Below are 22,791 nucleotides of genomic sequence, written 5' to 3' on the forward strand. Positions count from 1 at the left end.
GTTGTTCGGTTCCAGCCCCATACGACAAGTCAGCGGGATTCGCGGACTCGCTGCTCGCGCTCGATCGCCTGCTGCAGCAGCGCGGTCCAGTAGGCGGCCTGCTCGGCCGCGGCGTTCTGGTCCTCGATCCATGCCGCTTGCGACGTACGCGCCGGATCGACGACCGCGTCCCAGTTCGGTGTGTTCGCCTGTTGCGCGGCGAGCAGGATCGCGTGCCAGTTCTCCGCCTGCCGGGCGGCGAAATCCCTGGCCTCGTCCCAGCCGGTACGCGCGGGCGCGGTCTGCGTCCCGACCTCGCGCCACGCGGCCATCGCGCGGGCCTTCGCCTCTTCGGCCATCTCGTCGGACGCGTCACGGGCGGCCTTCTCCGCCGCTTCCGCGTCCGCGATCAGCCGGACGATCGTGTTGCTCCACTGGCGGTTGTTCTGCAACACACGCAGCCTGTGCGCATCATTGTCCAGCCGCGCGCCGCTTGCCCAGCCCCAGGCGAAAAAGTCGACGAGGTCGTCATCCGTCGCACCGGGCCTTGTCGCGTATGCGGCGATCGCGCGCACCTGCTCACCCGGGTCGTGCTGCGCGAGCATCCGGACGTAGTTGCGATCCGCTTCCACGAGTGCGCGCTTCTGCTCGCCGATCGCGTCCCGGAACTGCCGGTCGCGCGCTTTCGCTGCCTCATAACCGGTTCGGACGAACTGCTCCCGTTCGCTGGCCGTCGCGCCCGCCCGCAACAAGTGCTTGGCCGCAGCGTGCACCTCGGGCGAGTACTGCGGTGTGTTCGTCTCGTAGACGCGCTTGATGAAATCCTTGTTCTGCTCGTCGCGCCGGGCAGCGCGCTCGATCGCGTACTCCAGGCCGCCGCCACGAAGGAAATCCGCGCACGCCAGGTCGGGTGCGCTACTGCTCAGCGCCAGCCAAGCATCGGTCTTGACCGTGCTATACGGGTGGTATCTGGCGTACGTCAACACATCCGCCCGGTCGCGTTCGGCTTGTGTCGGCGCCGCGGCGATCACAGCGGAATACTCGGTAGCGGCAAACGCCGCCATAGGCGTGATGGACGAGAAAAGTGCGGCCGTACAGACCGCGCACACCAAGGCGCGCTTGTACACCTCAGCCCCCCAGCTGGTTTTAGTGGCGAAAGTTCCCCCGGTCGGAATTTCGATCGAAACCCAACCTAGCCACGTTCTCCGGTTTGCCGCAAGAGCCTTCCGGCACACCGTTTCAGCCATGGCTGAAACCGTGAGGTCACCGCCGTTCATCCACCCAGGCCCCCGGCGACATCGACACCCGCTCCAACCACATACGACGCCAACGGCGACAGTAACAACGCGACTACCGGCGCAACTTCCTCAGCCCGGCCGAACCGCCCGACCGGGACGCTTCGCCTACGGGCCTCTTCAGCCGACCACGCCGCGAAATCCAGCCCCGTCTCGGCCGCGGTGTATTTGGCCATCTGGCGATCGGTGCCGATCGCGCCGAGGTTGACCGTATTCACTCGAATTCCCTCGGATATCAAGGTCGCGGCCAGCATTTTGCCCACCGAACCCACCGCGGCCCGAGCCGCACTCACCGCAGCCATGTCCGGCTCCGGAGCATGAGCGGTAACGCCATTGACCAACACGACAGCAGCCGAATCCGACAACGCAAGGTACCCCACCGCCGGCTCCACGACATTGAGCACACTGCCGACCTTGACCTCGTACTGATCACGCCACACCCCAGGCGGAGTCGACAGGACACCACCGGTCACACCGGCACCCGCGTTCGCCACAACTCCGTCCAGAGCACCGAACGCCGCCGCCGACTCGTCGACGAATTCCCGCATCCAAGCCCGATCACGAACGTCACCCGAACGGGCAAGAACCCGGTCAGTCTCACCCCAAACCCCGGCCAGAACCTCCGCGTCACGGGCACACGTGGCCACGCGAGCGCCTTCGGCAAGCAACACAGCCACGATCGCCTTGCCCACGCCCCGGCTGCCACCAGTGACCACATAACCCCGGCCGGCGAGCTTCAGATCCACGGCGTCCCCTTCCTCGCCCTTGAGGATGTCCTGGCCCAGGCTATTCGAGCCCGAATACCGGCCGGAACCGGAACCAATTCGGGTCGCCCTACCCATTCGAGGGTCCCACGGACGGGTAGGCCGTTATCACATGGAGCGCAACTCCGTGTCCCAAATGATTCCACCGGCCCGGGGTTTCAGGCACGGCTGAAAGGGCGTACGTTTTCCGCAGGCCGGTGCCGGAAATTCCGCCAAACGGCCGCACGGTTCGCGCGTTCGGTGTAGCGTTCCGGCCTGTGAAGAAACTTGCTATCGCATCCGCCTGGGCGGTGCTCGCGTGTATTGCTATCGCGCCGAGCGCGGGTGCTGTCGAAAATTCGTCTGCCCGCGCTGATACCTTCTACGACTGCGGATTCCTTCCCGCATACAAGACGCCTGGCAAGCGTGCCTGGTACAACCACTGCGGCGACGGCCCGGTCAAGATCATCGTCGAGAACATCTGGTTCCAGGACCGGGAGAAGTGTGTCCCGCCGGGTCTGACCGACATCGAGTACTACAGCGGCGGCTATACAACGCGTGACGCCTGGTACGTCGGCGGCTGCTGAACCTGTCCATCATGAACAATCCCGACGGCCCACTCGGGCCGCCAGGATTGTTGCTGTTTTCAGCCTGCTCGAACAGGCCAGGTCACACCACGAAGAACTGCCAGCGCAAATTGGGGCTGCCGTCCTCGGTCCACACCTTGAGCGGCGATCCTGAACCGACGTTGCCGCCGCTGTCCAGGACGAGGCCGGTCGCGCGGTTGGCGATCACGAAGACGTTGCCGCCGGTGTCTCTGATCGACCACTGCTGGCTCGTTGCTCCGGTGTAGACGGTCTGCACGGGGTTGCCTCCCTGCTGGGCGCCCGCGCCATCGATCACGAAGCCGTTCGTGCGGTTGGTCAGCTTGAAGAACCCGTCGCCTGTTTCCTCGGCCTGGAACTGGAGGTTCGGGCTGTCATCCGGTGTCCAGATCTTGAGTTTGCTGCCCGCGGCGACCGTACCGCCGCCGTCCATGGCCAGTCCGTTGGTGACGTTGATGATGCGGAACCATCGGGCCGGGTCGAACGTCACGCGCATCGAGACGATGGTGTCGTCGAACCTGCTCGCGCGCAGATCAGGTGTGGCCACCATGAACGTCGCCGAGGCCCCGGTGAGGTCGTCCTTCGAGTAGCCGACGGCTTGGTAGCCCTCCGCGGGCCAGATCGCGGACACGCTCTTCGATGCGAGGCTCTTCGCCTGGAGTTGCGCCGCGGTGTAGCTGCCCACACTGAGAGTCGTGCCCGCACCGCGGTAGTTGCGGTCGACATAGACCGCCGCGCCGGTTTCCGGTCCCACCACCGGAATCCGGCTCGCGAAGGTCAGCTTCACGACATAGGCGGGCGACTCGAACGGTTTCGCGTCCGGCAGCGTGACCCGTAATCCACCCTCATCCTGGGTGTAGGCCAACCGTGTGCCGGTGCCCAGTAGCTCGGCCCGCCGGAGGCCCGACAGATCGGCCCGCTTGGCGGACAGGGTGGTGATGTTCAGGGTCGTACCGGGCCAGGCCAGCACTGTTGCGTACAGCACGCGTTCCGCTTTGTCCCGGGTGAACCGGATGTCCTTGGCAGTACCGACCTTCGGCGCCACGAACGACCCGCCGCCCATCTTGGTCGGCCCCTCACCGTAGGCGCTCCACGCGCGGGTGGAGTAGATCGACTCGCCGAAGCGGCCGAGATAGGTGCCGATGTCGGCCAGAACCGCGCGCTGCTCGGCGGGAATCGTGCCCTCGAGGGTCGGTGAGATGTTGAGCAGCATGTTGCCGCCCTTGCTGATCCGGTCGATCAGCGCGTGGATCATCTGCGTGCTGGAGTAGTAGCCGATGCCCTTGGTGTAGCTCCAGCTACTGCTGCTGATCGCGTCGTCGGTGAGCCAGTACGGGGTGACGATGTCCGCTGGGCCGCCGCGTTCGTAGTCCTCGACCTGACCTTTGTTGGTGAAGCCCTTGTCGAAGTGCTTGTAGGTCGCGACGACGTCCTTGCCCCACTTTTCGGCCTGGTTGTAGTAGTACGCCAGGAACTCCAGCCGTTGCTGCTCCCCGACGGCGCAGGGGCCGTTGTTGAGGCAGTACCCAGGTGAGTTGAGGGAGAAGTCCTGCCAGAGGATGTCGGGCCGGGCGCGGTCGATGACCTCTTTGAGTTTGGCCAGCCACAGCTGGTCCTGCTGGGCGCGTGGCAGCTGACCGTAGAGTTTCTGCAGGCTGGGATCGGTTTGCCGGGGAGCGAAATCGAAGAAACCGTTGTAGTTGTACGCGTGGTGCATCGACACCAGCAGCTTCAGGCCTTGGGCCCGGATCGCCTTGGCGAACAGGTCCAGCAGGTCCAGACGCGGGCCTTTGGCCACCGAGTTCCACTCGTTGACCCGGCTGTCCCACATGGAGTAACCGTCATGGTGCTCGGCCACCGGGCCGGCGAACTTCGCACCGGAGGCCTTGACGAGCCTGGCCCACTCGTCCGGGTCGAACTTCCCGCCCCGGGACGCCAGTTTCGGGGCGAACTGGACGCGATCGCCGGCAACATCGACGCCACCGTTGATGAACCGGTCGTACCCCCACACGGTCGGGTCGCCGTAGGTCGCCTTGTGGTGGTTGTTCTCGTTGCTGCCTGGCCGGTACATGTCCCGGCCGTACCACTCGCTGCCGTACTCCGGAGTGGTGAACGCACCCCAGTGCCAGTAGACACCGAACTTGGCGTCCTGGAACCATTCCGGGGCGGGCACGTGCCGGTCGACCGAGGGCCACGTGGGTTGGTAGCGGCCACATCGGGAATCCGCGGCGGCCGTGCCCGGCAGTGCCGTGGCCGCGAGGCCGGCCGCCGCGAGTACACCGAACGTCCTCCGCGACAGGGGGTTGTTCGCAGGGTGCGTCATTGCATTCTCCTGAGGTTCTACTAGTTCTGCCGTTTGCCGCTGGTGATGCGGGACATCACCAGGGCGACCAGGATGATCGTGCCGTTGAGCGCCCCGATCCACTGCGCGGGCACACCGGCCAGGGTCAGCACGTTCTGGATCATGTAGAGCAGCAGGATTCCGGTGAAGGCACCGAAAATGGTGCCCTTGCCGCCGTTGAGGCTCACGCCACCGATCACCGCTGCGGCGAACACGGTGAAGATGTAACCGTCACCCTGCGCGGCAGCAACGGAAGCGAGCCTGCCGGAGAGCAACAGTCCGCCGAGCGCGGCGAGAGCACTGGCCGTGATGAGGACGATCCAGACGATACGGTCGGTCCGGATACCCGCGGCCTTCGCGGCGTCCGGGTTGCCGCCGATCGCGTAGAGGCTGCGGCCGAACCGGGTATGGCCGAGCAGGACGATGCCGCCGGCGAACAACAGCAGGCAGAGCCAGATCGACGCCGGGATCCCGGCCCACAGCGTCGTTCCGAGATAGAGCATCGAATCGGGCAGGCCGAAGAACGTCTGGCCGCCGGAGACCCCGGTGAGCAGGCCACGCAGGACGATCAGCATACCCAGGGTGACCACGAACCCGCTGAGTCCGAATCGGACGATCAGCAGCGCGTTGAGCGCACCGACCAGCACTCCGACCAGCAGCACCACAGGCAGCGCGGCCCAGCCGGGCAGCAGGCCCAGCGAGTGGCTGCCGGTGATCGTCAGCCAGGCAGCCACCCCCGGTGCCAGGCCGAACGTGGATTCCAGCGAGAGGTCCATCTTGCCGACCACGAGCACCATGGTCTGGGCCAGCACCAGCAGTGCGATCTCCGACATGGTCTGCAGAATGTTGATCACGTTGTCGTACTGGAGGAACACCGGGTTCACCAGCTGGCCGACGACCGCGATCACGATGATGCCGGGCACCAGGGCGAAATCCCGCAACCGGGCAAGAGCGATCTGACGCGACGGCGACGCGGGAGGAGGCTCGGTCCGCGACTCGGCGCGCACCGCGGTGGGACTCTCAGGCATCGAGGTCGACTCCTTCCATGGCGGCCACGACCTCACGGTCCTGCCAGCCCGCGGGCAGTTCGGTGGTCAGCTCTCCGTGCACCATGACCAGCAGCCGGTCGCACAGCCGCAGGTCGTCCAGCTCGTCGGAGGCGATCAGCACGGCGGTGCCCTCAGCGGCGGCCTCCGCGACCTTGCCGAGGAGAAAGTCCTTCGAGCGCACGTCGACACCGGCCGTCGGGGTGATCAGCACCAGCAGCCGTGGATCGACGGCCAGCGCACGGGCCATGACGACCTTCTGCTGGTTGCCGCCTGACAGCGCGGACACCGGCAGCTGCGGGCCTGGTGTCTTGACCTCCAGCCGGGTGATCATTGTCCCGGCCAGCCGGTCGCGCTCGCCCGCCCGGACGAAGATCCCCGGCCCGAGCCGGTCCATCACGGTCATCGTAGTGTTGTCCGCAATGGACATCTCCGGCACGAAACCCTGATGGTGCCGATCCTCCGGCACGAATCCGATCCCTGCGGCCAGCGCGGCCGGAACGTCGCCAGGACGCGGGCTGCGGTCTGCGACGAGGATGGTTCCAGTGTCCGCCTTACGTAGCCCTGTGAGGGTTTCGGCGAGTTCCGTTTTACCGCTGGCACCCGCCCCTGCCAGGCCGACGATCTCCCCGGGCGCGATGTCGAAGGACACGTTGTCGTAGCGGGAATCCAGGCTCAACTCGCGCACCTGGAGCACGGGCGAACCGGACTGGACCGACGTAGTCCGGGTTTCCGTGGCGACAGCGTTCTCACCGGTCATGGCCGCGACAAGATCGGCCTTCGGCAGCTGGGCCACAGGTGTGGTCAGGATGTGCCGGGCGTCGCGGTACACCGTGACCGTGTCGCAGATCTCGTAGACCTCCTGCAGATGGTGGCTGATGAACAGGAACGTGACGCCTTGGCGTTGCAGCTCGGCGATGTGGCCGAACAGACGGGTGATGGCGGCCCCGTCGAGCTGCGCGGTGGGCTCGTCGAGGATGACGAACCGGGCACCGAAGGACAACGACCGCGCGATCTCGACGAACTGACGCTGCTCCACACTCAGCTCCCCCGCAGGCCGGCGGACATCGACGTCCACCGACCAGCGTTCAAGCAGTTCGGTGGCCGCCCGGCGCACCGAACGCCAGCGGATCAGGCCGCCACGGGTCTCCTGCCGGTTGAGCAGCAGGTTCTCGGCCACCGACAGCTCGGGGATGATCGTCGATCGCTGGTACACGCAGGCGACCCGCGCGCGCCAGGCGTCCCGGTCGGACAGACCAGGGGCCGGTTGCCCATCCAGGCGCACAGTCCCGGAATCCGGTTCGGTCAGTCCGGTGAGGATGGAGACCAGAGTGGACTTTCCCGCGCCGTTGCGGCCGACGAGCGCGTGCGTTTGTCCCGGAAGGACACTGAGATCGGCGTGGTCCAGCGCGACCGTGGCGCCGTAGCGCTTGACGATCTGGTGTGCCTCGACCACCGGCACGGTGCTCATGTTCGCTTCCTCTCGCCCGGCGCGATCAGCTCTTGCTGTTTCCCCACAAGGACTTGTCGTCGACCTTGACGCTGCTGACCGGGCCGAAGGTGCCACCGTCCGCGGTGACCAGAGGCGCTGCCAGCTGGTCCTCCATCAGGCCGTCGCGGACCTGAATGATGGTGCTGTCGTGGTCGGTCTTGCCCGCAACAGGTGTCTTGCCGGCGATGGCGTCCTTGACGTACTGCAGCGAGTACTTGGCGAACTGGTCCGCGGGCTGGGACACGGTCGCGTCGATCTCCCCCGCGCGGATCTTGGCGAGTTCCTCGGGAATACCGTCGTTGGACACGATGAACACGTGCTTCGGATCGGCGGCGGGCACGAGCGCACCGCGTTGCTTGAGGATCTGCAGCGTTCCGGCCAGCGCGAAGCTGGACTGCATGTAGACGCCCTTGATGTCCGGGTTCGCGGTCAGCTGGACCTGGAGTTTCTGGGCGGCGGTGTTCGCGTCCCAGTTCGTGGCCTCACCGAAGACGGTGACGCCGGGGAAGTTCTTCTTCATGCACTCGTTGAAGGCCTCGGTGCGGTCCCGGCCGTTGATCGAGGCGAGGTCGCCTTGCAGCATCACGACCTTGCCCTTGCCGCCGAGCTTCGCGCCGAGGAACTGGCACGCCTTCTCGCCGTAGGCCCGGTTGTCCGCGCGCACGACCATGTAGACGTTGCCCTGGTCCGGCCGGGTGTCCACGGACACGACCGGGATCTTCTTGCCGGCCAGCTGTTGCAGCGTCGGGATGATCGCCGCGGTGTCCTGCGGCGCCATCACCACGCCCTTGACGCCTTGGCTGATCATCGTCTGCACGTTCGCGGTCAGGTTGGCGACGTCGTTCTGCGAGTTCGTGGTCTTCAGGTCCAAGCCGAACTCGCCGCCGTACTGGGGAACGTACTTGATGTAGGCGTTCCAGAAGTCGGTGTCCGAACGCGGGTAGTCGACGCCCACGACGGTCGCGCCGGACGCGGAGGTGGAGCCGCCGCTGCTGCAACCGGCCAGTGCGGCCGCGGTGAGCACGCCGGCGACGGCGGCACACAGGTACTGGAACTTCATGACCTCTCCTCGTTGACAGGTTTTTCCAGGCGGTGGCCCGTCACGCGACCACCGCTGAGGCCTCACGCCATGCCTGGCCGTCGGGGAACTGGTGACGGGACACGGATTCCGGGTGCAGCCGGGCACCGATCCCCGGTGCCAGCGGCGCCATGTATCGCCCGGCCTTGATCCGCACCGGGTCGACGAAGTGCTCGTGCAAGTGATCCACATATTCGATGACGCGGTCCTGCCGCGTACCGCTGACCGCCACGAAGTCGAACATCGCCAGGTGCTGCACCATCTCGCAGAGCCCGACACCACCCGCGTGCGGGCACACCGGCACGCCGAACTTGGCTGCCAGCAACAGGATCGCGATGTTCTCGGTGACACCGGCGACCCGGCTCGCGTCGAGCTGGAGGATGTCGATCGCGTCAGCCTGCAGCAACTGCTTGAACATCACCGCGTTGTGGGTGTGCTCCCCGGTGGCCACCTTGATCGGCGCCACCGCCCGGCGGATCGCGGCGTGGCCCAGCACGTCGTCCGGTGACGTCGGTTCCTCGATCCAGTACGGGTCGAACTCCGCCAGCGGGCGCAGCCATTCGATGGCCTGCCCGACTCCCCACGCCTGGTTGGCGTCGATCGCGATCCGGATACCGGGCCCGACGACCTCACGGGCCAGCCGAAGCCGGCGGATGTCCTCGTCCAGATCGGCGCCGACTTTGAGCTTGATCTGGGTGAACCCGTCCTTGACGGCCTCTGCGGACAGGGCGGCGAGTTTCTCCGGCGTATACCCCAGCCAGCCCGGAGTCGTGGTGTACGCGGGATAGCCCGACTCAAGCAGTTCGGCCTGGCGGGCGGCACGTCCTGGCTCGGCGCGACGCAGGATCTCCAGCGCCTCGTCGCGGGTCAGTGCTTCCCGCAGGTACCGGAAATCGACGAGATCGACCAGTTCCTCGGGCGGCATCTCGGCCAGCAGCCGCCAGACCGGTTTGTCTTCCCGGCGTGCCCGCAGGTCCCACGCCGCGTTGACGATCGCGGCGGCGGCCATGTGGATGGCGCCCTTGTCCGGGCCCAGCCACCGCAACTGACTGTCCCCGGTCAGACGACGGGAGAACGCGCCAAGATCGGACAACGCTTCGGCGACCGGCATCCCCACCACGAGCGGGACGAGTGCGCGGACGGCGGCGACCTGGACATCGTTGCCACGCCCGACCGTGAACGCGAGACCGTACCCCTCTTCACCACCGCTCGTCCGGATGGTCACGTAGGCCGCCGAGTAGTCGGGTTCCGGATTCATCGCATCCGACCCGTCCAGGGTGAGCGAAGTCGGGAACCGGACATCCACGGCTTGGATGGCACTGATCACTTCGGCCAACGTGACCACCTCTCACTCGGTCCACCAAGAGAGAAAGACATCAGATGTATAGCTACGTCATCCGTGCCCAAAAGTCCAGATTCGATCGGATAGGCGTCGATACATCACATGTTTGCTACTGTCAGTCCCAGCACGACGAAAGACTGAGGACACTGCCATGCCGAGATCGCTGACCGACGAGGCGATCGACCGGATCCGGGAATTCGTCCAGTCCGGCCGGTTTCCCCCCGGTTCGAAACTGCCGCCTGAACAGGAACTCGCCTCCGAACTGAGCATCTCACGCAGCCCGGTGCGTGAAGCGGTCAAGGCTCTCAGCCTCGCGCGTGTCCTGGACGTCCGCCGGGGCGACGGCACCTACGTGACCAGCCTGGCGCCCAGCCTGCTGTTGGAAGGCCTCGGTAGCGCGGTGGCGCTCATGAACGGCGGCGGCGTTCTCGAACTCACCGAGGTACGCAGACTGCTCGAACCCGCGGCCACCGGCCTCGCCGCCACTCGCATCACCACGGAACAACTCGAAGAAGTCCACCAACTGCTCGACGCGATGCACAAGGCATCCGACGATATCGAGCGTCTCACCGTGCTCGACGCGGCCTTCCATCACGCCGTGATCGCCGCGACCAGCAACGAAACCCTGACCACACTGCTCGACAGCATCTCGTCCCGCACACTGCGCGCACGAATCTGGCGCGGCACCGTCGACCGCGGCGTGACCCACCTGACTTTGGCCCAGCACAACACCATCTACACCGCCCTGGCCAACCACGATGCCGCAGTCGCCACCGCCGCCGCCCTCATGCACGTGGACACATCGGACCGCTGGCTACGCGCCCACCTGGCGGACGCCGACGCGCCCAACGACAGTCAAACCTGAATCACCTCGGTGTTCACTGTGGAGCGTGGAAAGTGGTCGCTTCCTCGGCCGCTGTGTCGGACTCCGCGAGGTGTTCGCGCAACCAACGTTCGGAGGTGCCGACGTGGATCAAGGCGGCTGCATGGGCCGTGGCGGTGTCCCCCTCCGCCAACGCCTCATAGATCGCGGTGTGCTGGGCGAGCGTGAGAGGTGCCGCATCGTTGTCGGTCATGCCGCGCCACACCCGCGCGCGCAGGGTCCTGCTGGAGATTCCGTCCAGCAGCGTGGTCAGCGCCTCGTTGCCGGTGGCGGCGATGACCGCGTGGTGGAAGGCGGCGTCGTGGAAGTTGAGCAGTTCGACGTCGTCGGCCGCCGCGCGCATCGCCTCCAGGTGCTCGTACACCACGGCCAGATCGGCCTCGGAGATCCGGGCCGCGGCGACCGCGGTCGCAGTCGGTTCCAGCAGCCGCCGGACCTCCATCAGCTCAAGCAACGTGTTGCCCTGCATCAGTTCCACCGCGCTGCCCAAGCCGGCCAGCAACAGGCTTGGCGCAAGGCTGGTGACGTACGTGCCGTCACCGCGACGCACATCCAGTACGCCGGCCACCGCCAACGCCTTCACGGCCTCCCGCACCGGGCTGCGTGACATGCCGAGCTCCGCCGCCAGCTCATGCTCGGGAGGCAGTCTCGCGCCAGCCGGGAACCGGCCGGACCGGACCAGCTCACGGATACGCGAGATCGCCTCGTCGGTCAATGACATCGCGGCTCAGCTCCTTGACACCTCGGCGGCCGAACGGATACCGGGCCTGGTCAGGCCACATGGTAGCCATCTCGGCGTTCGAGTATCAGCCGACCAGCCGAGGGTGGCGGCATCTCCTGGTCAGGAGCGTGCCGCCACCTGCGGTGTGACAGTCAGACCGCCGTGATGGTCCACTGGGTGTTGGTGCTGGCGTTCAGGGCCCACAGCTTCACAGTGGAACCGGCTGTGGTGCCGCCACCGCTGTCCAAGACCGTGCCGGTACCCCGGTTGACGATGTTGTAGCGGCCGTTGCCGAGGCCGGCAAGCCGCCACTGCTGGTTGTTGCCGCCGTTCCAGGCCGCTTGGATGGCATTGGCACCGTTGGCGGTGTTGCCGCCGCTGTCGGCGACCATGCCGTTGGTGCGGTTGACGATCCGGACGTAGCCACCGCCGGCGTCGACCAGTTGCCACTGCAAGTTGGTGCTGCTGTCGACGGTCCACAGCTTGAGCACCGATCCAGACCCGACATTGCCACCGCTGTCGAGCACAAGACCGCTGGCGACGTTCGTGATCCGGGCCCAGCCGGTGGGCGCCGGACCACTGTCCAGGCTGGGAATCTGGCCGGAGAAGGTCAGTTTCACCACATACGCGCCCGCGCTGAACGGGGCACTCGCCGACGGCATCGTGATCTGCAGGCCCGAACTGTTCTGGCTGCGGCCGGGCAGGTTGACATACGTCCCGGCGGTGGCGTCCAGCAGCTGGACGGAAGTCAGGCTGCTCAGGTTGATCCGGTTCGAGTTCAGGGTCGTGATGCTCAGAGTGCTGCCCGGCCAGCCCATCACGGTCGCGTACAGCACGGTGTTGCTCTTGTTGCGGGTGAATCGGATATCGCGGTTGGTGCCGGCCCTGGGCGTGACGAACGAGCCGCCACCCATCTGCGTCGGGCCCTCCCCATACACCGCCCAGGCCCGCGTGGCATAGACGGACTCACCGAACCGCTTGAGATAGTCCCCGATGCCCAGCAGGATCGTGCGCTGTCCACTGGGGATGGTTCCGTCGGCCATCGGCGCGATGTTGAGCAGCATGTTGCCGTTCTTGCTGACCCGGTCGATCAGCGAGTGCAGCATGGCGTTGAGCGAGTAGTAGCCGATGCCGTTGGTGTAGCACCAACTGGAGCTGGAAATGCTGTCATCGGTCAGCCAGAACGGGTTCTGGATACCCGCGGGCCCGCCACGCTCGAAGTCGAACACCGACCCCCGGTTGTTGAGCCCGTCCTTGTAGGTGGTCACCACGTCCTTGTTCCACGCCACCGCCCGGTTGAAGTAGTGCGCCAGGAACTCCAGCCGCCTGGCCTCGTCGACCCGCGGCAGGTTGAAGTCCTGCCAGACGATGTCGGGCTGATAGCCGTCGATGACCTCTTTGAGTTTGTCCACCCACAGCTGGTTCTGTGCCGCCGCACCCAGCTGGCCGTACAGCTTGCGCAGACTCGCGGTCGATTGTGCGGGCACTCGTTCGTAGTAGCCGGTGAAATTGTAGGCGTGGTGCAACGACACCAGGAACTTCATGCCCCGCGCCCGGATCGCGTCGGCGTGCAGCCGCACCAGGTCCAGCCCTGGCCCGGTACGCACCGAGTTCCACTCGTTGACACCGCTGTTCCACATCGAATAGCCGTCATGGTGCTCGGCCACCGGTCCGGCGAACTTCGCACCGGCGTCGGCGAACAGCTGCGCCCACTCGCCCGGATCGAAGTTGCCGCCCGCCGATCGCAGCTTCGGCGCGAACTGCACCCAGTTGCCGGCCTTGTCCCTGGCCCCGTTGATGAAGTTGTGGTACGGCCAGACCGACGGATCACCATACGTGGCAATGTGATGCCGGTTCTCGTTGGAGCCGCCCGCATACATGTTGCGCGGGTACCACTCGTTGGCGAACGCCGGGACGCTGAACACTCCCCAGTGGAAGTAGATGCCGAACTTCGCGTCCTGGAACCACTCCGGCGCCGGAGGATGCAGGTCGACCGACGGCCAGGACGGCGTATAGCTGCTCGGACCTTCAGTGGCAAGCACAATGCCAGGCCGTAACAGCCCGGCGGCCGTCGCGGTCCCCGCAGCCATGAGCAGTCTGCGGCGGTTGAATCGAGACGTTGAAGAGGACATGGCAGGGAACCTCTCGTAACGACAAAAGCGCGCGAGATGAAGGCGCTGCGGCACACCCGGCCCCGATCGCGGGCTTGAGGCCATCAGTCGACACGTACCGCTACCACCAAGTCATCATATGTTTGGCCAGCGCCATGTCAAGCGCCGCCCGGGTCAGCACATGCCAAACCGGGCCGTGACACAGGACGGATCGAGTACATCAGCAAGCTCGGCAATGATCAAGCGCAAACATATGATGTCAGGATGTCGGCTCCCAGTGTCGCAGCGACTGTTCACGCTCACAAGCCGGACCAGCCGGTACGGGTCATCCTTGTCGAGGAGCACGGCCAGCGCCCTATGGCAGAGCCGCGTAACTGGGGCCATCAGGCCGAATAAGATGATCTCGTTGTTCGAACCCCTGGCGCGATCGTGGATGTTAGCGCTCACAACTTTCGTTGACTGACGATACCGCTAGCGCTACATTGACTCGAAAGTCAAGGCCGTCGACAAGGTGATGACCCACTCCGGTCGAGCCATTCGCCACTGCGGCCATCCGTCAACGATGACGTTGGGGACTTTCGATGCGACAACATCCCTGCGCCGCACACCCCTCTCGTCCGCACGCCCCCGCCCGCGCCGAATCCACTAAGGACATTCGAGATCCGCGGGCCGCGTGCGGCGGCTGCCACTGCCGGCCGGGCCCACCCACACAGACCAACGCCCCCTGCTGATCTCGGGGGCGCCGCCGGCGTCGAGTACGACGGCGGCGCCCCTGGTCCAGGACGAAAGGACTGCGGATGGCCGCAGTCCTTGGGCCTGTCACGGCCAGACGCAGGCCGGATCTCGGCCTGGAAAGCGAATCCCATGTCACACAGACGTCTCTGGGCGCTGGGCGCGGCTGTCACCGTCGCGCTCGGCCTGATGGCAAGCCCTTCGGCACAGGCGGGCGCCGGCGATGTCCAGCCGGCCGCGAACTTCACCAATCCCATACTCTGGCAGGACTTCGCGGACATCGACATCCTGCGCGTGGACAACACGTACTACTACTCGGCATCCACCATGCACTACTCCCCCGGCGCACCAATCCTACGCTCCTACGACCTGGTGAACTGGGAGTTCGCCGGCCACTCGGTGCCGCGTCTGGACTTCGGCGCCAAGTACGACCTCAACGGCGGCCGCGGCTACGTCCGCGGCATCTGGGCCTCCTTCCTCAACTACCGCAAGAGCAACAAGACCTTCTACTGGGGCGGCTGCATCGACTTCGGCCAGACCCACATCTACACCGCGACCGCCGTCGACGGCCAATGGTCCCGGCACACCACCATCAACAAGTGCTACTACGACGCCGGAATGCTCGTCGACGACAACGACACCATGTACGTCGCCTACGGCAACTCCAACATCAGCGTCGCCCAACTCTCCCCGGACGGCAAGACCGAAGTCCGCTCACAACAGGTCTTCACCACCCCTTTGGAGTCGACAGTGCGATCCCTCAAGCGTAAGCGCACAGTAGCCTGGTTGCTCGGCGTTGTCTGTGCCCTGGCGGTCTTCCCCGCTGTGGCCAGGGCGGACAACCCCCTCGTCCAGCACATCTACACAGCCGACCCCGCCCCGATGCTCTACAACGGACGGGTGTACCTCTACACAGGACACGACGAGGACGGCTCCACGGAACCCAGGACCTGTTCCTCAAGTTCACCGGCGCCAGCGGCTATCTGTTCAACATGAACTGGTGGCAGTTCACCAGTCGAGGAGGCCGCCGTGCTCATTACGCGGACGGCTGGTCTTTCCCGGGGAAGCTGAAGAAAGCCAGCTGGGTGGCCAACGCGACCAGCCGGTCTCCGTCCCACAGCTCATTCTCCAGCGTGACGTACCCCTGTCCGGCGTGCCGGGCACGGTTGCGGGCGAGGATCCACGGACCACGGGCTTCGGCGAACCATGTCACGGTGAGGTCGGCGCTGGGTGCCAGCCATCGCGGCAGGCCGGTACCCATCCGCTCGGCCACAGATCCGAGCATCGTGTCCCCGAGGACCACCAACGCCAGCGGGTCCAGCGCACCGCTGGCAAGGGTCGGCGTCTGGTCGAAGCGATACCAGTAGATCTGTTCGGACGTGGTCAGTGCATGCTCGACCCAGGGCGAGTGGCCCCGCACCAATCGGCCTTCGACCCGGTCCCACAACGAAGCCGGGATGATCCCCTCCGCGTCCGCTGGAGCGTCGCGGAACGACGGGCATCGCTCAGGCGGGACACACGGCGGGACAGTCGCGTCGGTGAAGGCGAATCCCGGCCTGGTGGCGCCGAAAATGCCGGTGGCAGTCAACCCGAGTGTGCCGTCCGCGTTGCACAACGTCGCCGCGAGCTGACTCATCGACCGGCCGCGTCTCAGAACGGATACATCCACGGTGACATCGCCTGGCGGAACGCGAGCGGTGAACACCGTGCTCAACGAGCGAAGCGGCTGCGACACGTCGTCGAGATACTCCTGCATCGCGCGTGCCACGATCGCAGCAGTCAGCCCGCCCTGGGGCAGGATTGGCGCGTTCCACGCGGCTGAAAGCTTTGCCAGGTAACGGCTTTCAATGTCAACGTCGGCTGCGACCGTTGTCTCCTCAGTGAATTCGGACTGGCTCACGGCAGCTCCATCCGGGATCGGCTCCAGCCAAGCGTAGTCAGCCCGGCGTGAATTCGGCCTACACACGCCGACTGCCGCGCGCAATGCTCACGAGCCATTTCAGCCTGGCTTGAAACCATTGCACGCCGAGACGATCTTCGATGATGCTTTGACGCGACAAACCCGATCATTCAGGGCAACATGCGTAAAGCAATCATGCGCGGCCTGACCGCGACCGCGACCGCGGTCGTCGCTTCGGCGCTCGCTGTGTCACCGCAGGTCGCGCTGGCCGGCGGCAACTCGTGCTACATCCCTTCGGGCACCGCCTGTAACACGAACGCATCCGGGTTCCCCGGCGGGGACCTGTACGTCGACGCCGACGTGCACGGCAGCGGAACCGGGAAATGGGGCGTCGTGATCAACGGGCGCCTCGCGTGCGGTGAGAACTGGTTCGACGCCGCGGCCCCACCGCAGAGCTGGACCTGCAAGTTCATGCCCGCTGGGCACGTCTACGCCTACGTCAGCGGCCCGCAGGGCCCGGTCAGCGTCGGCGTTCGCTGGTAGGACCCCACAGATGCCCTCTCGTTGGGAATGATTGTTCTTGCGACAGAACAAATCCACAATACGAGAGGGCATCTGCCGTAATAGCATCCAATGCGGACCGCCTGCGCGATGCAGGCGGCATTGCGGGCCACGTAGGACGCACGTCCCCGGCACGAGTAGCGTCGGCGGGCATGCTGGGTGCGTTGGATTCGGTGCCATGGGCGGAGCTTGAGGTCGCGGGCGTCTCGGACGAGCCGATACCTGATCTTCTCCGGACGATCGCGGCGGGCGGCGAGCAGGCCGCGATCGATGCCTTCAATGACCTGCAGTGGGAGATCCTGCACCAGGGCACGGTGTACTCGGCCACCGCGCCGGTCGTGCCGTTTCTTGCCGAGTTGCTGACCAGCGTCGGCGATACGCTCCGCGCGAGCATCATTTATCTACTCGGCGATCTGGCCCACGCCTACGAGATCGACCCGGAGGAGCCTGAGCGGGCCGAAGTGCGCGCTGCGGTCACCGCGGAGGTGGACCGGCTGCTGCCGTTGCTGGCCCACGAGGATCCGTGGACCCGGTATGTCGCCGCGTACGCGCTGTCGGGCTGTCCGGACCGGGTCGCGGACATCCAAGAGGGTTTGCGGCAGCGGTGGGCAACGGAACCCGATCCGCGGGTTCGAGCCGGTCTCGTGATGGCGTCCGCCGACCTCGACCGGCGCACCACCCTGATCAAGGACGGACTTGCCGCCCGTCAGGCACCGGTCGTCCGCGCCGCCGCGGTGCTGGCCGCCGTCCGGACCGGCCGGCGTTGGCCCGGAGCCAAAGCGGTAGCCGCCGTCCGGGACGCCTGGCGCGACGGTGATCCGTTCGCCGGTGACGACGGCGGGCGATGGGGTCCGCCGGACTGGTACCCGGAGGCAATGCAAGACCTGCTGGACAACCTCGAGCCCACCGATCAGGCCCCGATTCTCACGGCGTTGCTGAACTCCGCGGACCCGGACGTGCGGATGCGGGCGGCCATCCACGCAGGCACCGCGATCGGCCTGCGGCGGTCGCTGCGGGAGCCGCTGACCACGATCCTCGTGCCCTCCCTCAGCGATCCCGACCCGCGGGTCCGGCTTGCCGCCACCGATGCCGTCCGCCGGGCCGGCCCGGCGGCCGCGCACCTCGCCGACGCACTGGAAGCGGCGGCTGGCCGCGACGACGAGGCCAGTGGGCAGGCGGTCGCCGCCTTGGCCGAACTCGGAGACCCACGGGCAAGCAAGCAGCTGCCTGCTCATATCCGGGCCGGCGCCGGGGCCGACGACCTCGGCATCGCGCTGGCCGCCATGGGGGCACCGGCCACCCCTGAATTACTCGACGCGGTGCGTGACCGGCTCGCCGCACTGGCCGGCAACGCACCGGACCAACGGGACATTGCCGCGATCCGGGACATCCGCGGACAGGGCCGCCACACCGATCCGGAATGCCTCGGGCTGCTACGCCTTGTGCAGGCGTGGGGACCGTCGGCTGCAACCGTCGTCCCCGAACTGGTCAGTCTGCTGCAGTCCGGCCGAGCGGGCACCGAGGCAGCCAACGCCCTCGCCACGATCGGGCCGGCCGCCGCCCATGCCCTGCCACAGTTGCCGTCACGCGCGGAATCCTTTGGCGACAGTGCCGTAGCCAACGAGACACTGGTGACCCTGGCCCGAGCCCGGTGGCTGCTGACCGGTGACCCGCAGCCCGCCATCGAAGAAGCCTGGCGGCACATCACCCACAACGGTGCGGACATCCCCGCGATCGCGCTGTTGATCGAGATCGGTGAACCGGCCCGCGGCCTGCTGCCCAGGATGCGCCAGGCACGAGCGGACTGGCTGACTGAGATCCCCGAGTGGTACCAGTCCGAACGCGTCGCGGTCGCCCGGCTCATCTGGGAGTGGACCGGCGACACCGGGGAAGCGTTGCCCATCGCGCGCCAGTTTCTCGACAACCTCGACACCGACCTGATCGGATACGGCGAGGTCGAGGCCGCGATCCTCGCTGTCGACCTAGGACAGACGGACGCCGTACCGACCCTGACCGGAATGCTGTCCACCGACAGCAGACCGTTCACGCAGCGGCTGCGGGCCTACCGCGCGCTCTGGCGACTGACCAGCGACCCTGACCTCGTCCTGCCGGCTCTGACCAGAGTGGTCACCGCCGAGAACCCGCCCGGCGCCGACCCCTGGACTGACCTGCTCGGCCTGCTCACCGAACTCGGGCCGGCCGCTGCCCCGATCCTGCCGGCGCTGCGGGAAATCGCCGACCGCGACAAGCACGTCGTGACCTTCTGGCCCGGCCAGACCCCAGGAATCATCGACGAACAGGTCCGCACCGCGATCCGCGACACGACGACCACAATCAGCGCCCTGGCACAGTGACAACCATCGTGGTCACCGACGAGGACCGCTCAGCAGCCGCAACCGCGTTCGTGCGCGCGCTGCACGACGAGTCAGCCACCTGAAGGGTTCGGATCAATCACTCAAAGATGACAGTCGTCCGATATTTCGAGTCGGTCCATTGTTTGCGAACATACGATCAGAATGGACCTGATCGATAATCCCTCTTCACCCGTTCGGCGGCTGAGTAACGAATAACGATGAGAGGAGACTTGCCCGGCACAGCCCGTCAGGATATTTGGGGAGGACGTGCATGCCGGGCATTAGCCTCAACATCATCAGAGTCGGGTCCGAGAATTTCTCGGCAGCCGACCTGACGACAATCAACAATGCCATCGGAACACTTCGCGGTATCTATGCGAGTATCGGGTTGACACTCCGGCGGGTCGAGCACTACATCATACCGCTCGCCAGTGCCAACGGTCGTGACGTCATCGACAACGACGGAGAGGCCGAAACGCTGACAGACGAGTGGACAGTGGCCAACAACGCTGTCGACGTCTTTTTCGTCCGGCTCTATGTCGGCTCTGTCGCAGGGTTGTCACCGGTCCCCGGCCCATGCGACAAGAATGCCAAAGGGATGGACGGCACGGTGTGCGAGCTCATCGGCGGCACGACCGGGCAGGTTCTCGCGCATGAAGTCGGCCATTATCTCGGCTTGAGCCACGTGACCGGCGACTCGTCCAACTTGATGTTCCCGTCGGTCCCGAACGGTGGCCTGCTCACCGCCGCACAGGGCAACACCATGAGATCTCACTGTTTCATCGAGCCCTGATGAGGTGAATATGGTCCACGTTGACATTCCCGAAAACAACCTCAGTGCGGAAATACTACGGGAGGCAATCGCCGGCGAGGTCGCCACAATCCCCTCGTCAGCGGCTTTGACACTGCTTTCCGATATCGACGCCCCCGGCGTCGACCCGGCAGCACTGCTGCGAGACGCGGTCGGGAATCCGGACCTCGCACGCCACGTCCGGATCGGCGCGATGGGCATCTATTCACGGGTCGCGGGTTCGGATTCCATTCCACTTCTTGTCGACGCGCTCGATGACGCCGACGACGGCGTGGGGAGGGCTGCTGCGGCGGCGCTGGGCAACGTCGGCACGCCATCCGAGCTTGAGGCGTTGCGACGCGTGCGAGAGCGTGGCGACGGGCCGACGAGTGAACGAGCAACGTTCGCAGCGGCGCTGATCGTGCACCGGTTCGGGCTCTCCGACCATCAGGTGGACCTGGCGCAACCGGAGACGCAGGAGGTGCCGGCAGCGGCAGGCGGAATGACATTCGCGAGCGTTCGCCCCGGTCTCAGACGCCGCGACCAGGCCCTCAAGGCAATCAACCGATACCTGCCATGGTTCGACGTCAGCAAGCAGGACGTCTATGAGGTCCAGTGCGGCCGCCGGCTGTTGGCGATCGCGGTCGACCTCGACGTGCAGCAGCTGAGTGGTCGCCCCGCAGTCCCCGCCGTCGTTGCCGTGCAGGATCCTGAGTACGGCGAGTTCCATCCGAGCCTGATCGCGCTCAGCCACCCGACCAGCGAGGGGCGAGTTGCCGTTCGCCTGAGCCGTCCCAGCGGTGAAGCCGTGTACGTTGGCGAGGCGTCGGTGCAGGACGGCAGGGTCGAGTTGGGTCTGCGCGCCGTAATGGCTCCCGGTGTCGCCCCAGTAGTAGCGCGCGTTCACGCGACAGCCAGTGGCATCGAGATCTCCGGTGTCTCCAGCCGGCAGGTCACGACGAAACGCAGTCCGCAGAGGGATCCTTCGATGGAAGGGTGAGAGTGACCGCAGGTGCCGATCGCCGTTTACCGGTTGTCCTACTGCTCGTGCTGGCCACGATCGGCGCCTGCGCCCACCCGAAGCCGGACGGGGGCAACAACGTTGTGAAACCCGAAGGATGGCGCGAGATCACACTCGTCGATGCCGTCAGTTTCGCCGTGCCGCCCGATGCTCAGGCTCAAGACTTCCAGCCAGTCGACTCGGCGTTCGGCGTGATGCGTGGACCGAACTATGAGGTGGTCTACGACTACGGGCGTTTCGGTGAGGATCTGACCGCTCTGACAGACAAACCGGAATTCGTCCGGACGAGCCGCGAGATCACCGGCGGCACCGCCGCAGAGGTTGCGTTCAGAGGCGACGGCAACCCGTGGGGCTGGGTGCGAATCCTGAGCACGCAACAGGATGAGTCGAACCACCTGACGATTCGTGTGTCCTGTGTGGACGTCGCCGCCTGCCGGCTGGCGGACGACGTGTTCAACTCGATACGACGGATCTGAGGCCGCGCCTATCCGCAGACGGCGCGAACGGTGCGCAGAAGCGGAACCGCTGCCACGGCGGTGGCGAGGGCGAGAACCAGGCCGAACGCCGGAGCACCGAACGAGTCGAGGATCCAGCCGGCGGGAGCCGGGCCCAGCCCCGTACCGATCGCCAGCGCGCCACCTGCCGCCGCGACCCAACGGCCGCTGCGGTCGGCGGATGCTGCCACGGCGAGGACCTGGACGAGCAGGCCCATGAAGCAGATCTGCCAGACAATCGCGGCGGCGAGGTAGGCCGCCCCTGACGGGACCGCGGCGATCACCAGCTTGGCAATGCCTTCCACGGCAACGAAAGCGGCCACGATGGACAGTCGCCCGACCTTGCCGGCCGCCAATGCGCTCAGGCCCACGCCTGCCAGAGATGCGATGGACGCGATCGACAAAACCACTGAGACGGTGCCGGCCGACATGCCCGCATGGCCTTCTCCGAGCACGGCGCTGTAGGACCAGGCACCCTGATCGGTCGCCCCCAACAGCGCTACCGCCAGCAGAAACACCACCGGGACCGGCACCTCCGATGCCGGGCCGTGGCTGGGCTCGGCCGCATCAGGGAGGGCACGCACCAGCCAAAACGCCGGAAGGCAGCACGCGGCCAGGACCGCGAAACCCGCCGCTCCGCCCCAGGCATCGTTGGCCTCAGGCAGTGCGATGACAAGGGCCGCGATCACGAGCGTGCCGCCCACGACGGCGACGGCCGAGGCCCGGTCGGTGTCGTCGGTCGCGGTGATCGCCGCCATGGCGGCGGCATAGACCACGCCCAGACCGGCGCCGGCCAGGATGTTGCCCAGAGTCAGTATCGCGAGGTCCGGCGCGGCGAAGGCCAGGCCGAATCCTGCCACGGTGGCGACGAGCCCGAACGTGGCGATGCGCGCCCGTCCAGGGCGAGCCGCCCGTGACGCCGTGCCGAGTGTTGCCAGCGCCGTCGCGAGCAGCTGCATGGTGGCGACCATGCCTGAGGAGGTGTTCGACAGGTGGAACCGGCCGGCCATGCCAGGCAACAGGACCGGCATCAGGTTGGCGCCGAGATTGCCCAGCGAGGCTCCGGTCACCAGCGCGGCACCGACACGGATGCCGATCGCCGGCGCGGGCGACGCGCCGGTCATCGGCCACACCTGCCGGGCGCGGAGGGCACGGGGAGATCGCTGTTCACTGGCGGCATCAGGACTCTTTTCTCGCGGGCGTCGGACACCTGGTCCGCACGGGAACACCAGGCAGCGATCCGAAGCCGCCCCACGGCCCTGCCTTGCCTTCTTGATCTCGCCATCCAGCACTCCTCCAGCTC

At 66.3% G+C, this 22,791-nt stretch carries 19 protein-coding genes; 8 read left to right on the forward strand and 11 right to left on the reverse strand.

The features are described from left to right. Positions 1-29: 29 nt before the first annotated feature. Together JOF56_RS42245 and JOF56_RS42250 are read right to left on the reverse strand one after the other, a co-directional pair. Positions 30-1,106: a hypothetical protein gene (locus tag JOF56_RS42245; RefSeq protein WP_307855500.1), complete on the reverse strand. Its 1,077-nt coding sequence runs from the start codon at positions 1,104-1,106 to the stop codon at positions 30-32. A 146-nt stretch (positions 1,107-1,252) separates the two neighbouring features. Next, entirely contained in the window at positions 1,253-2,116 is an 864-nt protein-coding gene (locus JOF56_RS42250) for an SDR family oxidoreductase (protein ID WP_209645196.1), read from the reverse strand. A 179-nt stretch (positions 2,117-2,295) separates the two neighbouring features. On the opposite strand from JOF56_RS42250, the gene JOF56_RS60400 reads away from it, so the two are divergent. Continuing rightward, positions 2,296-2,604, forward strand: a complete 309-nt coding sequence (locus tag JOF56_RS60400; protein ID WP_209645197.1) for a DUF6355 family natural product biosynthesis protein — start codon at positions 2,296-2,298, stop codon at positions 2,602-2,604. 82 nt (positions 2,605-2,686) lie between these two features. Here the strand turns inward: JOF56_RS60400 and JOF56_RS42260 are convergent, their stop codons facing one another. Genes JOF56_RS42260 through JOF56_RS42280 form a run of 5 tightly spaced genes read right to left on the reverse strand, consistent with a single transcriptional unit; the run spans position 2,687 to position 9,924 of the window. Beyond that, the gene (locus tag JOF56_RS42260; RefSeq protein ID WP_245378604.1) at positions 2,687-4,945 is read right to left on the reverse strand and encodes an alpha-L-fucosidase; all 2,259 of its coding nucleotides are present in this window, start codon (positions 4,943-4,945) and stop codon (positions 2,687-2,689) included. Positions 4,946-4,965: 20 nt separating this feature from the next. Next, the gene (locus tag JOF56_RS42265) at positions 4,966-5,991 is read right to left on the reverse strand and encodes an ABC transporter permease (protein ID WP_209645198.1); all 1,026 of its coding nucleotides are present in this window, start codon (positions 5,989-5,991) and stop codon (positions 4,966-4,968) included. Then, the gene (locus JOF56_RS42270) at positions 5,984-7,480 is read right to left on the reverse strand and encodes a sugar ABC transporter ATP-binding protein (protein WP_209645199.1); all 1,497 of its coding nucleotides are present in this window, start codon (positions 7,478-7,480) and stop codon (positions 5,984-5,986) included. The genes JOF56_RS42265 and JOF56_RS42270 overlap by 8 nt, the downstream gene beginning before the upstream one ends. Positions 7,481-7,505: 25 nt before the next feature. Beyond that, on the reverse strand, positions 7,506-8,561 hold the full coding sequence (locus tag JOF56_RS42275; protein WP_209645200.1) for a sugar ABC transporter substrate-binding protein: 1,056 nt from the start codon (positions 8,559-8,561) through the stop codon (positions 7,506-7,508). A 40-nt stretch (positions 8,562-8,601) separates the two neighbouring features. Beyond that, entirely contained in the window at positions 8,602-9,924 is a 1,323-nt protein-coding gene (locus JOF56_RS42280; protein ID WP_372448303.1) for an enolase C-terminal domain-like protein, read from the reverse strand. A 148-nt stretch (positions 9,925-10,072) separates the two neighbouring features. On the opposite strand from JOF56_RS42280, the gene JOF56_RS42285 reads away from it, so the two are divergent. Further along, complete coding sequence (locus JOF56_RS42285; protein WP_209645202.1) at positions 10,073-10,786, forward strand: FadR/GntR family transcriptional regulator; 714 nt, start codon at positions 10,073-10,075, stop codon at positions 10,784-10,786. A gap of 13 nt (positions 10,787-10,799) precedes the next feature. Here the strand turns inward: JOF56_RS42285 and JOF56_RS42290 are convergent, their stop codons facing one another. Both JOF56_RS42290 and JOF56_RS42295 read right to left on the reverse strand, forming a co-directional pair. Beyond that, positions 10,800-11,525, reverse strand: a complete 726-nt coding sequence (locus tag JOF56_RS42290) for a FadR/GntR family transcriptional regulator (RefSeq protein ID WP_209645203.1) — start codon at positions 11,523-11,525, stop codon at positions 10,800-10,802. Between the two features lie 152 nt (positions 11,526-11,677). After that, complete coding sequence (locus tag JOF56_RS42295) at positions 11,678-13,657, reverse strand: alpha-L-fucosidase (protein ID WP_209645204.1); 1,980 nt, start codon at positions 13,655-13,657, stop codon at positions 11,678-11,680. 843 nt (positions 13,658-14,500) lie between these two features. Between JOF56_RS42295 and JOF56_RS42300 the strand changes: the two genes are divergently transcribed. After that, positions 14,501-15,364: a family 43 glycosylhydrolase gene (locus JOF56_RS42300; RefSeq protein ID WP_245378605.1), complete on the forward strand. Its 864-nt coding sequence runs from the start codon at positions 14,501-14,503 to the stop codon at positions 15,362-15,364. A gap of 40 nt (positions 15,365-15,404) precedes the next feature. On the opposite strand, the gene JOF56_RS42310 is transcribed toward JOF56_RS42300, so the two are convergent. Further along, a complete protein-coding gene (locus JOF56_RS42310; RefSeq protein WP_209645205.1) occupies positions 15,405-16,268 on the reverse strand; it encodes a thioesterase family protein in 864 nt (287 codons plus the stop codon). A gap of 180 nt (positions 16,269-16,448) precedes the next feature. Here JOF56_RS42310 and JOF56_RS42315 point away from each other — a divergent pair, with 180 nt between their 5' ends. The 5 genes from JOF56_RS42315 to JOF56_RS42335 all read left to right on the forward strand — a co-directional run bounded on the left by JOF56_RS42315 (position 16,449) and on the right by JOF56_RS42335 (position 21,470). Then, positions 16,449-16,811, forward strand: coding sequence for a hypothetical protein (locus JOF56_RS42315; protein ID WP_209645206.1), 363 nt, complete (start codon positions 16,449-16,451; stop codon positions 16,809-16,811). A gap of 170 nt (positions 16,812-16,981) precedes the next feature. Then, a complete protein-coding gene (locus JOF56_RS42320) occupies positions 16,982-19,183 on the forward strand; it encodes a hypothetical protein (protein ID WP_209645207.1) in 2,202 nt (733 codons plus the stop codon). Positions 19,184-19,454: 271 nt separating this feature from the next. Beyond that, the gene (locus JOF56_RS42325) at positions 19,455-19,976 is read left to right on the forward strand and encodes a zinc-dependent metalloprotease family protein (RefSeq protein ID WP_209645208.1); all 522 of its coding nucleotides are present in this window, start codon (positions 19,455-19,457) and stop codon (positions 19,974-19,976) included. A 10-nt stretch (positions 19,977-19,986) separates the two neighbouring features. Further along, a complete protein-coding gene (locus JOF56_RS42330; RefSeq protein WP_209645209.1) occupies positions 19,987-20,973 on the forward strand; it encodes a HEAT repeat domain-containing protein in 987 nt (328 codons plus the stop codon). A gap of 2 nt (positions 20,974-20,975) precedes the next feature. Further along, positions 20,976-21,470 (forward strand): hypothetical protein, encoded by a 495-nt coding sequence (locus JOF56_RS42335; RefSeq protein ID WP_209645210.1) that lies wholly within the window; start codon positions 20,976-20,978, stop codon positions 21,468-21,470. Between the two features lie 8 nt (positions 21,471-21,478). Here JOF56_RS42335 and JOF56_RS42340 read toward each other — a convergent pair whose 3' ends face one another. After that, positions 21,479-22,612 carry an MFS transporter gene (locus tag JOF56_RS42340; protein WP_209645211.1) on the reverse strand — a complete coding sequence of 378 codons (1,134 nt, stop codon included), beginning with the start codon at positions 22,610-22,612 and terminating at the stop codon, positions 21,479-21,481. Positions 22,613-22,791: the final 179 nt, after the last annotated feature.

It is taken from the genome of Kibdelosporangium banguiense (assembly GCF_017876405.1).
GTDB classification, from domain to species: Bacteria; Actinomycetota; Actinomycetes; order Mycobacteriales; family Pseudonocardiaceae; genus Kibdelosporangium; species Kibdelosporangium banguiense.